This window comes from Kitasatospora sp. NPDC004799 (assembly GCF_040609095.1).
Lineage (GTDB): Bacteria > Actinomycetota > Actinomycetes > Streptomycetales > Streptomycetaceae > Kitasatospora.
The window spans coordinates 1-14,072 of the sequence record NZ_JBEXJK010000031.1 but is presented as its reverse complement, the minus strand read 5'-3'; the positions used below and the strand labels follow the sequence as shown (position 1 = coordinate 14,072).

16 protein-coding genes and 1 pseudogene are annotated in these 14,072 nt (G+C 74.7%); 7 read left to right on the top strand and 10 right to left on the bottom strand.

Annotated elements, in window-relative coordinates:
* Positions 1 to 46 precede the first annotated feature (46 nt).
* The 7 genes from ABZW03_RS06905 to ABZW03_RS06875 form a co-directional block, all read right to left on the bottom strand.
* Positions 47 to 757: an urease accessory UreF family protein gene (locus tag ABZW03_RS06905; protein WP_355253354.1), complete on the bottom strand. Its 711-nt coding sequence runs from the start codon at positions 755 to 757 to the stop codon at positions 47 to 49.
* 17 nt (positions 758 to 774) lie between these two features.
* Positions 775 to 2,499, bottom strand: a complete 1,725-nt coding sequence (gene ureC / locus ABZW03_RS06900; protein WP_355253352.1) for an urease subunit alpha — start codon at positions 2,497 to 2,499, stop codon at positions 775 to 777.
* Complete coding sequence (locus ABZW03_RS06895; protein WP_355253350.1) at positions 2,499 to 2,972, bottom strand: urease subunit beta; 474 nt, start codon at positions 2,970 to 2,972, stop codon at positions 2,499 to 2,501. The genes ureC and ABZW03_RS06895 overlap by 1 nt, the downstream gene beginning before the upstream one ends.
* 24 nt (positions 2,973 to 2,996) lie before the next feature.
* The gene (locus ABZW03_RS06890) at positions 2,997 to 3,839 is read right to left on the bottom strand and encodes a cobalamin biosynthesis protein CbiX (protein ID WP_355253348.1); all 843 of its coding nucleotides are present in this window, start codon (positions 3,837 to 3,839) and stop codon (positions 2,997 to 2,999) included.
* Between the two features lie 3 nt (positions 3,840 to 3,842).
* The gene (locus tag ABZW03_RS06885) at positions 3,843 to 4,148 is read right to left on the bottom strand and encodes an urease subunit gamma (protein ID WP_355253346.1); all 306 of its coding nucleotides are present in this window, start codon (positions 4,146 to 4,148) and stop codon (positions 3,843 to 3,845) included.
* Positions 4,149 to 4,524: 376 nt separating this feature from the next.
* A complete protein-coding gene (locus tag ABZW03_RS06880) occupies positions 4,525 to 5,271 on the bottom strand; it encodes an alpha/beta hydrolase (RefSeq protein WP_355253344.1) in 747 nt (248 codons plus the stop codon).
* A 154-nt stretch (positions 5,272 to 5,425) separates the two neighbouring features.
* The gene (locus ABZW03_RS06875) at positions 5,426 to 6,187 is read right to left on the bottom strand and encodes an alpha/beta fold hydrolase (protein ID WP_355253342.1); all 762 of its coding nucleotides are present in this window, start codon (positions 6,185 to 6,187) and stop codon (positions 5,426 to 5,428) included.
* A 116-nt stretch (positions 6,188 to 6,303) separates the two neighbouring features.
* Here ABZW03_RS06875 and ABZW03_RS06870 point away from each other — a divergent pair, with 116 nt between their 5' ends.
* Together ABZW03_RS06870 and ABZW03_RS06865 are read left to right on the top strand one after the other, a co-directional pair.
* Complete coding sequence (locus ABZW03_RS06870; RefSeq protein ID WP_355253340.1) at positions 6,304 to 6,837, top strand: SigE family RNA polymerase sigma factor; 534 nt, start codon at positions 6,304 to 6,306, stop codon at positions 6,835 to 6,837.
* Complete coding sequence (locus tag ABZW03_RS06865) at positions 6,834 to 7,817, top strand: hypothetical protein (protein ID WP_355253338.1); 984 nt, start codon at positions 6,834 to 6,836, stop codon at positions 7,815 to 7,817. Before ABZW03_RS06870 ends, ABZW03_RS06865 begins: the two co-directional genes overlap by 4 nt.
* Before the next feature lie 71 nt (positions 7,818 to 7,888).
* Here ABZW03_RS06865 and ABZW03_RS06860 read toward each other — a convergent pair whose 3' ends face one another.
* Positions 7,889 to 9,115, bottom strand: a complete 1,227-nt coding sequence (locus tag ABZW03_RS06860; protein ID WP_355253336.1) for a glycosyltransferase — start codon at positions 9,113 to 9,115, stop codon at positions 7,889 to 7,891.
* Between the two features lie 220 nt (positions 9,116 to 9,335).
* Here ABZW03_RS06860 and ABZW03_RS06855 point away from each other — a divergent pair, with 220 nt between their 5' ends.
* Positions 9,336 to 10,139: a nucleotidyltransferase domain-containing protein gene (locus ABZW03_RS06855; RefSeq protein WP_355253334.1), complete on the top strand. Its 804-nt coding sequence runs from the start codon at positions 9,336 to 9,338 to the stop codon at positions 10,137 to 10,139.
* Between the two features lie 51 nt (positions 10,140 to 10,190).
* Here the strand turns inward: ABZW03_RS06855 and ABZW03_RS06850 are convergent, their stop codons facing one another.
* Positions 10,191 to 10,658 (bottom strand): hypothetical protein, encoded by a 468-nt coding sequence (locus ABZW03_RS06850; protein WP_355253332.1) that lies wholly within the window; start codon positions 10,656 to 10,658, stop codon positions 10,191 to 10,193.
* 189 nt (positions 10,659 to 10,847) lie between these two features.
* On the opposite strand from ABZW03_RS06850, the gene ABZW03_RS06845 reads away from it, so the two are divergent.
* From ABZW03_RS06845 to ABZW03_RS06835, 3 genes are all read left to right on the top strand, one after another.
* The gene (locus ABZW03_RS06845) at positions 10,848 to 11,528 is read left to right on the top strand and encodes a DedA family protein (RefSeq protein WP_355253330.1); all 681 of its coding nucleotides are present in this window, start codon (positions 10,848 to 10,850) and stop codon (positions 11,526 to 11,528) included.
* Between the two features lie 95 nt (positions 11,529 to 11,623).
* The gene (locus ABZW03_RS06840) at positions 11,624 to 12,787 is read left to right on the top strand and encodes a histidine kinase (RefSeq protein WP_355253328.1); all 1,164 of its coding nucleotides are present in this window, start codon (positions 11,624 to 11,626) and stop codon (positions 12,785 to 12,787) included.
* Entirely contained in the window at positions 12,778 to 13,422 is a 645-nt protein-coding gene (locus tag ABZW03_RS06835; protein WP_355253326.1) for a response regulator transcription factor, read from the top strand. The genes ABZW03_RS06840 and ABZW03_RS06835 overlap by 10 nt, the downstream gene beginning before the upstream one ends.
* A gap of 19 nt (positions 13,423 to 13,441) precedes the next feature.
* Here the strand turns inward: ABZW03_RS06835 and ABZW03_RS06830 are convergent, their stop codons facing one another.
* On the bottom strand, positions 13,442 to 13,900 hold the full coding sequence (locus ABZW03_RS06830) for a MarR family winged helix-turn-helix transcriptional regulator (RefSeq protein ID WP_355253324.1): 459 nt from the start codon (positions 13,898 to 13,900) through the stop codon (positions 13,442 to 13,444).
* 69 nt (positions 13,901 to 13,969) lie between these two features.
* On the opposite strand from ABZW03_RS06830, the pseudogene ABZW03_RS06825 reads away from it, so the two are divergent.
* Positions 13,970 to 14,072 (top strand): annotated as a pseudogene (locus ABZW03_RS06825) (sigma factor); the annotation flags it as partial.

Here is a 14,072-nt window from a genome sequence, read left to right as displayed (position 1 = left end):
CTTCGATGGCCCAGTGGGAACACTGGGGAACAGACGGCACCGCGGGTCAGCTCATGAACAGCCGCGCCTCCGCCCGTTCGTGCCGCCCGGACATCACGTCCGCGACCGGGACGCAGCCGCCGAGGTCCGCCAAGTCCCGTTCCAGGGCGCCGGAGACGACCTCCCGGATCACCGGGGCGGCCGCCCGCAGCAGCACCTGCGCCTTGCGGTGGTCGGTCAGCCGCAGCCGCAGGGCCGCCCCGACGAAGCTGGCGCAGAACGCGAACAGGTCGCCGGTGACCGCTTGGTGGACCGGGACGCCGGCCGAGGCGTACGCCACCCCGGCGGCCACCGCCTGGCAGCCGGGGGCCCGCTTCGCCGCGACCAGTGCGGCGTACCGGTCCAGCGCCTCGCCGCCCATCGACTCCCGGGCGATGTCCAGGAGTTGGCGGCCGGTCCGGGTGGCGGCCAGGCGCAGCTCGCGGTTGAGCCTGGTGGCGTGCAGCCGCCGGTCGGTCTCGGCGAGCAGCGCCCAGTCGCCCGCCGTGGCGGCCCGGTGGGCCAGGACCAGCGCCGTGGCGTCGGACGGCCCGACGCCGTGCCGCAGCAGGTCGGCGAGCAGTGCGGGCAGCGTGTCCGGGGTGACGGCCTTGGCCTGGGCGTAGCCCTCCAGTCCGTGCGAGAGGGTGTAGAAGCCGCTGGGGAAGGCCGAGTCGGTCAGCTGGAGGCAGACCAGCAGCGCGTCCAGGCCACCTGTACCGTCCCCTGCCGAATCCACGCCGGAATCCGCGCCGCTCACGCGAGGTAGAACAGGTGGTTGAGCGGCAGCTCGCGGGCGGGCTCGATGGTGGCGGGCTCGCCGTCCAGGGTCACCCTGTGCGTCTCCGGGTCGACCGTGATCCTCGGCAGCGCGTCGTTGCGCACCATGTGCTGCTTGCCGACCGATCGGCACCGCCGCACCGGCAACACCCGGCTCTCCAGCCCGAGTTGGGCCGGAACCCCGAGGTCGACGGCGGCCTGCGACATGAAGGAGACCCGGGTGGCCTGCCTGGCCCGCCCGTACTGGCCGAACATCGGGCGGTAGTAGACCGGCTGCGGAGTGGGCAGCGAGGCGTTCGGGTCACCCATCAGCGCCCAGTTGATCACGCCGCCCTTGATGACCAGTTTCGGCTTGGCGGCGAAGGAGTTGATCGGCCAGAGCACGATGTCGGCGAGCTTGCCGGGCTCCAGCGAGCCGATGTGGTCGGCGGTGCCGGAGGCGACGGCGGGGTTGATGGTGAGCTTGGCGAGGTAGCGCAGGACGCGGAGGTTGTCGTTGCGCTCGCTGTCGCCGGCCAGCTTGCCGCGCTGGTCCTTGCAGTGGTGGGCGGTCTGGAAGGCCCGGGTGAAGGTCTCGCCGATCCGCCCCATCGCCTGCGAGTCGGAGGAGAAGATCGAGATGACGCCCTCGTCGTGCAGCACCGTCTCGGCGGCGATGGTCTCGGCGCGGACCCGTGAGTCGGCGAAGGAGAGGTCCTCGGGGACGTCGTGGCTGAGGTGGTGGCAGACCATCACCATGTCCAGCAGTTCGTCCACCGAGTTGACGGTGTAGGGCAGCGTGGGGTTGGTGGAGGACGGCAGCACGTTGGGCTCGCCGGCGATCCGCATGATGTCGGGGGCGTGGCCGCCGCCCGCGCCCTCGGTGTGGAAGGTGTGGATGGTGCGGCCGTCGATCGCGGACAGGGTGTCCTCGAAGTAGCCGGACTCGTTGAGGGTGTCGGTGTGGATGGCCACCTGCACGTCGTACTCGTCGGCGACGCCCAGCGCGCAGTCGATCGCGGCCGGGGTGCTGCCCCAGTCCTCGTGCACCTTGAGCCCGCACACGCCCGCCTCGACCTGCTCGCGCAGCGCGCCGGGCAGCGAGCCGTTGCCCTTGCCCAGCAGGCCGACGTTGACCGGCAGGTCCTCGACGGCCTGGTACATCCGGTGGATGTTCCACGGGCCGGGGGTGCAGGTGGTGCCGTTGGTGCCGTCGGACGGGCCGGTGCCGCCGCCGATCAGGGTGGTGATGCCGTTGCTCAGCGCCTCCCGCACCTGCTGCGGGGAGATGAAGTGGATGTGGGTGTCGATGCCGCCGGCGGTGGCGATCAGGTGCTCGCCCGAGATCACCTCGGTGCCGGGGCCGATCACCAGCCGGGGGTGCACGCCGCTCTGGGTGTGCGGGTTGCCGGCCTTGCCGACGGCGACGATCAGGCCGTCCTTGACGCCGATGTCGCCCTTGACCACGCCGAGCACCGGGTCCATGACGACCACGTTGGTGACGACCAGGTCGAGCGCGCCCTGCACGGCGGTCGCGGCCGGGTCCTGGGCCATCCCGTCGCGGATGGCCTTGCCGCCGCCGTAGACGGCCTCGTCGCCGTAGTGGCCCTGGTTGAAGTCCTGCTCGACCTCGACCACCAGGTTGGTGTCGGCGAGGTGGAAGCGGTCGCCGACGGTGGGGCCGAAGAGGTCGGTGTACTGCCGGCGGGAGAGGATCGCCATCAGCGGTCGCCTTCCTGGTGGGGACCGGCGTGGGAATCGGCATGGGGATCGGCATGGGGATCGGCGTGGGGATCGGGGCGGGGCCCGGAGCGGGTCCCGGGGCCGGCGCCCTCGAAGCCCCGGGCGACGGCCCGCTCGACGGCCCGGGCCCGGGCGTCGGGGGCGGTGGTGCCGCCGTCCACGAGGTTCGCGAAGCCGACCAGCCGGCGGTGGCCGCCGAACTCGGCGAGCGTGACGTCCCTGGTGTCGCCCGGCTCGAACCGGACGGCGGTGCCGGCCGGGATGTCCAGGTGCATGCCGAAGGCGGCGGCGCGGTCGAAGTCGAGGGCGCGGTTGGCCTCGAAGAAGTGGTAGTGGGAACCGACCTGGATCGCCCGGTCACCGGTGTTGCTGACCGTGACGTTGGCCTTGGCGCGGCCGGCGTTGATCTCCACCGGGTCCTCGCCGTACAGGTACGCGGCGGCACCGGACATGGCTGGCCTTCCTCTCTGCCGGGGTCAGTGGGGGGCGTGCGCGAGGTGCGGTACGGGGCCGGCGTGGCGGTGCCCGTGGTGCTGGTGGTGCTCGGCACCCGGGCCGTGGCTGTGGGGCCGGTCGCCCGGGCCGTGGCTGTGCGCGTGGCCGTGCCCGTGCTCGGCGTCGAGGCCGGCCCGGATGCCGTCCTCGCCGTGCCCGAGCAGGTGCAGCGCCGCCGCCGTCCGGGCCGCGACCACCCCGGCCACGGCGGACGGCCGCAGCAGCGGGCCGCCGTCCCGGACGCCGGGCAGCACGGTGCGCAGGGCCGGGCCGAAGGAGGCCGGCACGGCCGTCACCTCGCGGGCGCCGAGCAGCCGGCAGCGTTCGGCACCCTCGGCCGGGTCCGGGTCGCCGCCGTCGAAGGCGACCTCGACCCACCGGTGCCGGCCGTACTGGCGGGCGAGGCGGGCGATCCGGAACAGTTCGGCGTCCTCGAACGGGCCGGCCGCCGGGGCGGTGACCAGCACGGCACCGTCGGGGGCGGTGCCCGCGGCGGCGCGGAGCCAGCCGATCAGGTGGTCGGCGGCGCCGAAGGGGGCGGTCAGGGCGAGCCGTCCGCGGGCCTCCCCGGCGGCCAGCCAGCGCAGCGCCCGGGCGGTGTCGGCGACCAGCCGGGGGTCGCGGCCGAGCGTCATCGGGACGACGCAGACCGGTCCGTCGCCCGCCGCGGCGAGCGCGGACCGTACGGCCTCGGTGAGCGGACGTCCGGCGGGGGCGGCGGCGTGCACGGTGGAGCCCGGCGCCACCAGGGCGGCGAGGTCCCGTCCGCCGTCGCTCTCGTGCCCGCCGGCCAGCACCGCGGTGGCGGTCCGGGGCCGGGGCATCGGTCAGGCACCCACCGGGTCGTGACAGGAGACCAGCTTGGTCCCGTCCACGAACGCCGCCTCGACCTGGAGCAGCGGGAGCATCGCGCGCACGCCCGGCATGACGTCCGCACCCCCGACGACCTGCTTGCCGATCTCCATGCACTCGGCGACGGTGCGGCCGTCCCGGGCGCCCTCCATGATCGCCTCGCTGATCAGCGCGCAGGCCTCGCTGTAGTTCAGCTTGACGCCGCGGTCGCGGCGTTTGCGGGCCAGATCGGCCACGACGTAGATGTACAGCTTGTCCATCTCGCGCGGCGAGAGATTCACGGGAATCACTCTTCCCTTCCGATAATCCGACGGAATGCGGGAGGTGCTCGACGTACTCGAAATTCTCGACGCAATCGACGCAATCGACGTAATCGATGCGTTCGACGCGTTCGACGTGTTCAGCGTGCTCGGCGTGTTCGAGCCGAAGGCCGGTCGGCCTACCGGATTCCGGCCCGGCGATTCCTTCGGAACCGTACTCCTACGGATTGCGAAGTCCCAGGGGGCGCGGGGAGTGACGTCAAATCCACGAAGGGTGACCGCCGGGCCGCTGAGCTGCCGGATCCGTCGGCGTCAGCGCCCGCCGCGTTCGTTGCGGGGAGAAATCCTTTGCCAAGTTTTACCGGCAGTTAACACCGGCCGGGGCGGGCGGCCCCGCTCACCGCACCGCGTCCAGATGCCGGGCCAGGAACCCTTCGGAGGAGGCGAGTTCGAGCTCCGGCACGTCCAGGTGGCCGCCGGGGTTGGCGTGCAGCGTCTTCTCCCGCGAACCCAGCGCGCCGAACAGTGCCAACGCTCCCTCGCGCGGCACCAGTTCGTCGTCCCACTGGAGGAGGAACTCCACCGGCACGCCGACCAGCCCCGCCGCCTCCGTCTGCGACGCGTGCCCGGTCAGCCCGAACACCGCGGCGGCGACGCGCGGTTCGGCCGCCGCCAGCGGGATGCCGATCACGCTGCCCAGCGACAGGCCCCAGTACCCGACCGGGCCGAGGCCCTCTCCCCGCTCGGCCAGCGCGTCCAGCACCGCCACCCACTCCGGGACCGCCCGCTCCGCGAGCGCCGCCGTGTGCCGCGCCACCCACGCGCTGATCGGCCGGCCCGCCGCGAGCAGCTGCCCGATCTCGGTGGCGAACCGCTCGTCCTGCGCGGTGCGCGGCCGCTCCCCGTGGCCCGGCGCGTCCAGCGCCACCGCCGCGTACCCGTGCCGCCGCACGCACCGCCGGGCCCTGTCCACCAGCCCCGGCCCCAGCTTGTGCTGGCCGCCGCCGTGCCCCAGCAGCACCAGCGGCCGTCCGTCGAGGGGCGGTCCGTCCGGCTGCCAGAGCACACCGGGCACGCCGTCGAGGGTGAAGCGGCGCTGTGTCACGCCGTCCGCGCTGGTTTCCGGCTCCGAGGTGAAGTGCACCTCGCCATCATGGCTCCCGACACACGTTCGAGTCCCGGGTTTTCCCGTTGTCGCCGGGACGGCCGCCGAACCGGGTACGACACGGCCCCGGCCAGGAGGGGAGATCGACCCCGTCGGCCCCGGCCGGGGCCGACGGACGGGCCGACCGCTGCCGCTAGCGCCCGGCCGGGACGGTCTCGCGGAGGAAGTCCAGCAGGAGCGCGGTGGTCTCCGCCGGGCGCTCCAGGCTGGGGAGGTGGCCGGCCCAGGGGAGCTCCTGGTGGCGGGCGTTGGGGAGGAGGGTGGGCAGGCTCGCGGCGATCTCGCGGAAGTCCGGGAAGTCGTGGGCGCCGGCCACGGCGAGGGTGGGGGCGGTGATGCGGCCGAGGTCGACCTCCTCGCGGTCGGGGCCGACCGTCGCCTCCATCTGGACGTCGAAGGCGTGGCGCTGCATCCGGCGGACGTTCGCGCGGGTCTCCTCGTCGGCGTCCGGGCCGAGCCAGGAGTCGACGTTCAGCTCGACGGCCCCGTCGATGTCCCCGGCCTCGATCAGCTCGTCCTCGCGGCCGCCGAAGGCGCGCAGGGTGTCGCTCGGCTGGTGGCCGGGGATGCCGGCGCCGAGCAGGGCCAGCGCGGTGACCGCCTCGGGGCGCAGCGCGGCCGCCGTCAGGGCGATCCGGCCGCCGTGGGAGGCGCCGACCAGGGCGGCGCTCTCGATGCCCAGGTGGTCGAGCAGGGCCAGGACGTCCCCGGTGTCGCTGTACGGGCTCTGCGCCAGCGGCGACTCGCCGAAGCCGCGGAAGTCGCAGCGGACCACCCGGTATCCGGCGTCGATCAACGGCTGCCACTGCGCGTCCCACATCCGCCGGTCGCAGACCGAGGAGTGCAGAAGAACGACGGCGGGACCACTGCCTGCTACATCATGAGAAATGATCATCAGGCGGATGGTAGTGGTCCCACCCCCGTTCCCCAAGCGATTTGTGGTGGCCGCCACACCCGCCCGGTAAGCGCTTCCGGCCGCCCTCGGGCTCTGGACGGGTGGAGGAGGTGCTCATGGGAGAAGCGAAGAGCGAGCGGGACGACGGGTTCCAGGCGTTCATCGTCGCGGTCTGGCCGCGCCTGGTGCGGACGGCGTACCTGCTGGCCGGCGAGCAGTACGCGGCCGAGGACCTGGTGCAGTCCGCCGCCGAGAAGGCCTGCGCGGCCTGGTCGAAGGTGCGCCGGGCCGACGACCCGTACGCCTACGTGCGGCGGATCCTGGTCAACCAGCACGCCCGCCGCTGGCGCCGCCGGGCGCCGGAGACGCTGGTGGAGGCGGTGCCGGACGCGGCGCGGGTGGAGGACGGCTTCGCCCGCTCGGACCAGCGCGGGGCCCTGCTGGCCGCGCTGGCCACCCTGCCGCCGCGCCAGCGCGAGGCGGTGGTGCTGCGGCACTGGGAGGACCTGAGCGACAGCCAGGCGGCGGCCGCCATGGGGTGCTCGACGGGCGCGGTGCGCAGCCACGCGGCGAAGGGCATCGCCCGGCTGCGGCAGGTCACCGCGCTGGTGGAACTCAAGGACACGACACGGATCGGAGGAGCGGCATGAGCGGCGGCACGAACCTGGAGCCGGGCGGAACGGGAGCGGACGTGGACGAGGGCAGGGACGTGTGGGTGGGGCTCGGCCTCGCCGAGGCGGCGGCCGGCGCGAGGATCGGTCCGGCGCCGGTGGCGGACATCGTGGCGGGCGGCCGCCGGCTGCGGCACCGCCGCCGTACGGTGGTGGGCGCGGTGGCGCTGGCCGCCGTGGTGGCCCTGACCGGAGGGGCGCTGGCGCAGCTGCGCCCGGACCCGGCGTCCGCCCGCGGGACCGGTCCGGCGGGCGGCGGTGCCGTGCTCGCTCCGGCGGGCACCGGTGCCGGGCTCACGGTGGAGCGCACCCCCTCGTTCGGCACCCCCCTGCCACCGGGCTCGCCCGCCCCGGTCCTCCGGGACCCGCTCACCCCGGTCCGGGTGCTGCTGGGCGAGGGCCGGACCGCGGACGGCAAGCAGTGGCAGCTGTGGGAGGCGCTGTGGCCGCTGGCCCCGAAGGAGCGGGCCTTCGAGCAGGCGACGGCGGTCTGGGCGGAGCGCAGCCGGTACGACCCGGCGGTGTCCAGGCCGACGGAGGAGTTCGTCCGGCAGTACTGGCAGCCGGACAGCGACGTCACCAACGTCTACTTCACGCTGGACGGCGTGCGGCTCGGCCACGACTCCGCGGGTACCCGGCCGGCCCCGGGCGCGGTCGATCCGCGCAGTCGGACCACCTTCGGCGGCGGCCTGGTCGGCCGTTCGAGCAAGGACGGCATCGTGCCCCCGATCGACGTGGTGCTGATCTCGCTCGGCCCGGACGTCGGACGGGTGGTGGTGACCTGGGCGGACGGCACGACCACCGAGCCGCCGGCCGTCACGGTGGCCGACTCCCCCATCCGGGAGATCGTGGTGGCCCGCCCGGGGACCATGCGGGCGAAGTCCTGGCAGTTCTTCGACAAGGACGGCAACCGGCTCCCGGACGCCGACGCCAAGTACCTGACGGAGCCCGCCTCCTGAGGTGGACCGCGGCGGTCGCACGACGCGGGTGGGACGTCGGCCGGGCCGACGTCCCGCTCCCCGTCCGGGCCTCAGCCCAGCAGCAGCCGCGCGGCCACCGCCGTGCCGTCCGTACGGATGCCGGCGGCGAGGGCGGCGGCCCGCTCGCGGGTCTCCGGGGCGAGGGCCCGGCGCAGGGCGGCGGTGAGGGACTCCGCGGTCGGGGTCGGGCCGTCGTGGGCGACGCCGACGCCCAACTCGGCCACCCGCGCGGCCCAGTACGGCTGGTCCACGATCTGCGGCACCAGCACCTGCGGCGTGCCGGCCCGGGCGGCCGTGGTGGTGGTGCCCGCGCCGCCGTGGTGGACGACGGCGGCGACCCGCGGGAACAGCGCCTGCTGGTTGACCTCGCCGACCGCGAAGCAGTCCTCGGCGCCGTCCACCTCCGCCAACTGGGCCCAGCCGCGGCCGAGCAGCACCCGGCGGCCCTGCGCCCGGACCGCCTCGACGGCGACGCGGGCGGCGCCCGCAGGGTCGCGCAGCGGCATGCTGCCGAAGCCGACGTACACCGGTGCCTCGCCGGCCGCCAGGAAGGCCGACAGGTCGGCGGGCAGCGGGCGTTCGTCCGGCAGGATCCACGCGCCGGTCTGCACCACCTCGGGCCAGGGCGCACCGGCCTCGCCCCCGCCCGGGCCCAGCCAGGGGTCGAGCGACGGGTCGGTGGCCAGCCACGGCCGGTCGGTGAGGACGTGGTCCCGCACGTTGTCGACCTCCGGCAGCCCGACCGCCGCCCGACGGGTGTTGACCGCCTCGCCGAACAGCGCGTTCATCGCCCCGATGTTGAGCTCCCACAGCTCCCGGAGGTCGGTGACCTCCGGCGGGTACGGCTGCATCGGGTACTCGAACGGCCGGTGCTGCGGCGAGGGCAGCACGGTCGGCTGGAGGGCGACGTAGACGAAGCGGGCGCCCAGTTGCTCGGCGGCGGCCTGCGCGCCGGCCGCCGCCGGGAACAGGCCGGTGGCCAGCACCGCGCCGCCCGGCTCGGCCGCCCCGAGCACCGCCGCGTGGAACTGCTCGACCAACGCGGCGGCGCGCTTGGGGAGGTCCGAGGGCGCCGGCGGCGGACCGCTGACCAGCGAGCGCACCGACTCCCCGACCGGAACCAACTCCACGCCCGCCTGCGCCAGCCGCGCCGCGAACTCCTCGTCCGGCGGCGCGCACACCCGCACCTCGGCGCCCAGCTCCTGCAGCCGCAGCGCCAGCGCGGCCATCGGCTCGACGTCCCCGCGCGACCCGTACGTCGCCAACACCACTCGCACGTCGTGACTCCCCGTCTGCTTCGGTGGATCATGTCCTTGAGCCGGTGATTCTGCGGCATCACCGGGGCCTTGCGGCAAGGCCCCCCGTGCGCTATAAGTTGAGAGTGGCGAGGAGTGAGTACGCCTCCGCGGAAGCCGACACGGCGCCGTCACACCGTCGAACTCCCCTGGGCCGCAGGCTCCTTCCGACAGCCGCCTCGACACGTGCCAGACTCTCCCCATGCGCGCGATCATCGAGTCCATGGCCGGTCAACTCACCCGCGTACCGGGGGTGGTGGGGGTGATGCTCGGCGGGAGCCGGGCCCGGGGCGAGGAGCGGCCGGAGTCGGACTGGGACCTCGGGGTGTACTACCGGGGCGGCCTCGACCTCGACGCGCTGCGGGCGCTCGCCGGGCCGGAGGTCGAGGTGGCCGGCCCGGGCGGCTGGGGCCCGTGGGTGAACGGCGGCGCGTGGCTGCGGGTCGACGGGGTCGCCGTGGACTGGATCCTGCGGGACCTCGACCGGGTCGGGCGGGTGTGGGCGGACTGCCGGGAGGGCCGCTACGAGGTGGGGACGCAGGCCGGACACCCGCTCGGCTTCTGGTCGCCCTGCTACCCGGGCGAGGTCGCCCTCGGGCAGCCGCTGGCCGACCCCACCGGGGAGTTGGCCCGGCTCAAGCGGCAGACCTCCGCCTATCCGGAGCCGCTGCGCGCGGCCCTCACCGGAGCCGCCTGGGAGGCCGGCTTCCTGCTCGACACCGCCGCCAAGAGCGCCGCCCGCGCCGACGCGCTGCACGTCTCGCTCTGCCTGTCCCGCGCCGTCGGCATCCTGGTCCAGGCCCTGTACGCCCACCACCGCCGCTGGTGCCTGAACGAGAAGGGCGCCCTGGCGGTGGCGGCCCAACTCCCGGACACCCCGGCGGACTTCGGCCCGCGCGTGCGCGACCTGCTCGCCGCGCCCGGCGGGTCGGCGGCCGAGCTGACGGCCACCGTCGCCCGGGCGCGGCAGCTGACCCGGGAGACCGTGGCCGCGCTCGACCGCTGAGCCGGTCCCGAACACCCCTCCGACCGGAGGGAGTTCCTCCCGCGAAGGCGGTCAGACTCCGCCCTCGGCGGCCACCGCCGTCACCTCGCGCACCCAGACCCGCGCCAGCTCCTGCGCCTCCTCGTCGAGGCAGTCCGGGCAGCAGGACTCGTCGTACGCCGCCACGAACCGCCGCTCCGCCTCGGTCGCGTTCCCGGCGATCCACCGCCAGGCCTCGACGGCGACCTGGTCGGGCACGGTCTCCCCGGACGTCAGCTCGACGGCCGTCTCGTACAGCCGGCAGCGCTCGACGATCTCCCCGTCGAGGACCGGCAGGCCGAGGTCCTCCGCCGCCTGCCGCAGCAGCTCCCGCAGCTCGTCCGCGGGTTCACCCCGGCCGCGCCGCCCCGCCAGTTCGCAGAGCGCGGGCGAGTCCCCGCCGACGCCCCGCGCCAGCAGGTCGGCGGCGGCCATCGGCAGGTCCTCGGGGAACACCCGCCCGGCGGCGTGCCGCCAGAGCAGGGCGAATACGGAATCCATGGCACCATCCTGACGCCCCGGCCGGGAGCACCGCCAGCGAATTCCGGCACCCTGCGGAAAACCGCGGGGTGCCGGGGTACGGAAACCCGCAACCGGTTCGCCGGAAACCCGCATACCGCCGCTGACCTGCGATTCCTAGCGTGGAGCCACCCGGGGACGAGCCGTCCCCCGAGCACCCTGGAGCCCCGCGTGCAGCACCCGATCCTCATCCTCGCGCAGCAGTCCGCCGCCCAGCAGCCCGCCGACGGCTTCGCGGGCTGGGCGGCCGACCTGGTGGACACCCTGGGCGGCCCCGGGGCCGGCCTGGCGATCGCGCTGGAGAACCTGTTCCCGCCGCTGCCCAGCGAGGTGATCCTGCCGCTGACCGGCTTCGCCGCCGGGCAGGGCGTGATCAGCCTCGCCTCCGCGCTGACCTGGACCACGCTCGGCTCGGTCGCCGGGGCCGTCGTCCTGTACTGGCTGGGCGCCCTGTTCGGCCGGGAGCGGATGCACGCGATCTGGGCCCGGCTGCCGTTGGTCAAGGCCTCCGACCTGGAGCGCACCGAGGCCTGGTTCGCCCGGCACGGCACGAAGGCGGTACTGCTGGGCCGGATGGTGCCGATCTTCCGCAGCCTGATCTCGGTGCCGGCCGGGGTCGAGCGGATGCCGCTGCCCGCGTTCGTCATGCTGACCACGCTCGGCAGCCTGGTGTGGAACAGCGTGCTGGTGATGGCCGGGTTCCTGCTCGGGGACCGCTGGGACGTGGTGGAGACGTACGTCGGGGTGTTCTCCAAGGCCGTCCTGGTGCTGGTCGCCCTGGCGGTGGCCGGGTACGTCGTGCTGCGCTGGCGCGGGCGCAACGGCGCCGCCCAGCACCGCCGCACCCGGTGAACAGCACAATCAGCCGCCCCGACCCCGCCCGCACCGCGAGCCCCACCGACCCCGCCGATCCCGCGCACCCGGCCCGCCCCGTAAGCTCGGACCCCGTGCAGGGGGATGGAACGGACACCGCGTCATGGCCGCGCCGCGCCACCGGCGTTCTGCTCGGCTGCCCGAGCGCGGCGCTCGCCGCGCTGTACCTCCTGCTGGCCGGCACCGTCCTCGGCCCGTTCCTGCTCTGGCCGCGCACCCGCCCGTACGCGGTGCCGGGCCTGCTGTCCGGGGTACGGCGCCTGGCCGCCCTGGAGCGGGCCCGGCGCGGCGCCTTCTTCGGCGACCGCTTCCCCCGCCACTACCGGGCGGACGACCGCCGGCTGCTGCGCTACCTGGCGGTGCGCAGCGGCGGCGGGCTGGTCGCCGGGGTGGTGCTGGGGCTGCTGGGCTTCGGGCTGGTGCTGGCCGTGCTGCTGGTCGGCGGGGTGGTGCGCGGCTCGCTGGGCTGGGAGGAGCTGGCGACCCAGGTGCTGCTCGGCGGGGTGCTGCTCTTCCTGGCCGTGCAGGGCCTGTTCTCGCTGGCCGCGCTGGACGCCCGGCTCGCCCGGGAGTGCTTCGGGCCGTCCGAGGCCGAGCTGCTGCGCCGCCGGATCGCCGAACTCGCCGACAGCCGGGCCGCGGTGGTGCGGGCGGTGGACACCGAGCGGCGGCGGATCGAGCGGGACCTGCACGACGGCGTTCAGCAGCGGGTGGTGGCGCTGGCGATGCTGCTCGGCCGGGCGCGGCGCGGCCTGGACCGCGACCGGGGCCCGGAACGGACGGAGGCGCTGCTGCGCCAGGCGCACCGGGAGGCGCAGGGCCTGCTGACCGAGCTGCGCGAGGTGGCCTGGCGGGCGTACCCCTCGGCGCTGGACACCCTGGGGCTGGAGGAGGCGCTGGGCGGGGTGGCCGAGCGGTGCGCCATCCCGTTGCGGCTGCGCTACGAGGTGGCCGGCCCGCTGCCCGGACCCGTGCGGACGGCGGCCTACTTCGTGGTCTCCGAGTGCGTCACCAACGCCGCCAAGCACTCCGCCGCCTCGGCGATCTCGGCCCGGGTCGAGCGGGCCGCCGGCCTGCTCACCGTCCGGGTGGAGGACGACGGCGGCGGTGGCGCGGACCCGTCGGGCAGCGGCCTGACCGGTCTGCGCGGGCGGGTCGCCGCGCTGGACGGCACCCTCCACGTCCACAGCCCCGCCGGGGGCCCGACCGTCATCACCGCGGAGCTGCCATGCGCGTGACCCTCGCCGAGGACTCGACCCTGCTGCGGGAGGGCCTGGTCCGCCTGCTCGCCGAGGAGGGGCACGAGGTGCTGGCCGCGGTCGGGGACGCGGCGGCGCTGACGGCGGCGGTGGCCCAACAGCCGCCGGACGTCGTGGTGGTGGACATCCGGATGCCGCCGACCCACACCGACGAGGGGCTGCGGGCGGCGGTGGAGATCCGCGAGCGGTGGCCGCAGGTCGGCGTCCTGGTGCTCTCCCAGCACATCGAACGCGGGTACGCGGCCCAGCTGTTGGCCGCGGGCGCGGAGCGGGTCGGGTACCTGCTGAAGGACCGGGTGGCCGAGGTCGACGAGTTCCTGGACGCCCTGGTGCGGGTCGCCGCGGGCGGCGCGGTGATCGACCCGGAAGTCGTCCGGCAGCTGGTGGTGCGCACCACCCGCACCGACCCGCTGGCCCGGCTCACCCCGCGCGAGCGCACGGTGCTGGAGGCGCTCGCGCAGGGCTGGACCAACGCGGCGATCGCGCAGCGGCTGCACCTCTCGTTGAGCTCGGTGGAGAAGAACCTCAACGCCGTCTTCGACAAGCTGGAGCTGCCCCGCACCACCGACTACAACCGCCGCATCCTGGCCGTGCTGCGCTACCTCGGCGGGTAGTTCCGGCAGGGGCCGGCGCTCAGTGGTGCCAGGCCTGCCCTCCGGTGTTGTGGACGAACCGCTGGAGGACCTTGAGCGTGGTCAGGTACTCCTCGTCGGAGACGCCCGCGTGGCGCTCGGCCCACAGCTCGTCCTGGCGGGCGGCCGCCTTGGCGAAGAACGCCCGGCCCTCGGGGGTGAGGTCGAGCCGGCCCCCGGCGGACCCGGTGACCCAGCCGCGCTCGACGGTCGCGTCGATCTCCGCGTCCAGGCTCTCCTGCCCGGTGTCGAGGTAGTCGCGCAGGACGTCCGAGACCCCGTCGCGGGTCATCGGCGCCTCGGCGCGGGCGAGTTGGGCGAGCACCCACCACTGCGGCTGGGTGGTGCCGAGCTCGGCCAGCGCACCGCGGGTGCGGCTGACGACGGCCTTGTAGGCCGCCCAACTCCAGTAGCCGATCGGCTGCTTGATCAGTTCGGCGTCGCTGTGCGAGTACTCCATGGCCCGGGCCTTCCGTCTCCCCGTCGATCGCTCGGCTGTCGATCGCTCCGATGGGGAAGACCCTAGAAGTTCAAGTCCTTCCACCAGTTCCGCGAGGGCACAAACCTCAAGGCCTGGCTGTACCGCATCCTCACCAACACGTTCATCAACTCGTACCGCAAGAAGCATCGTG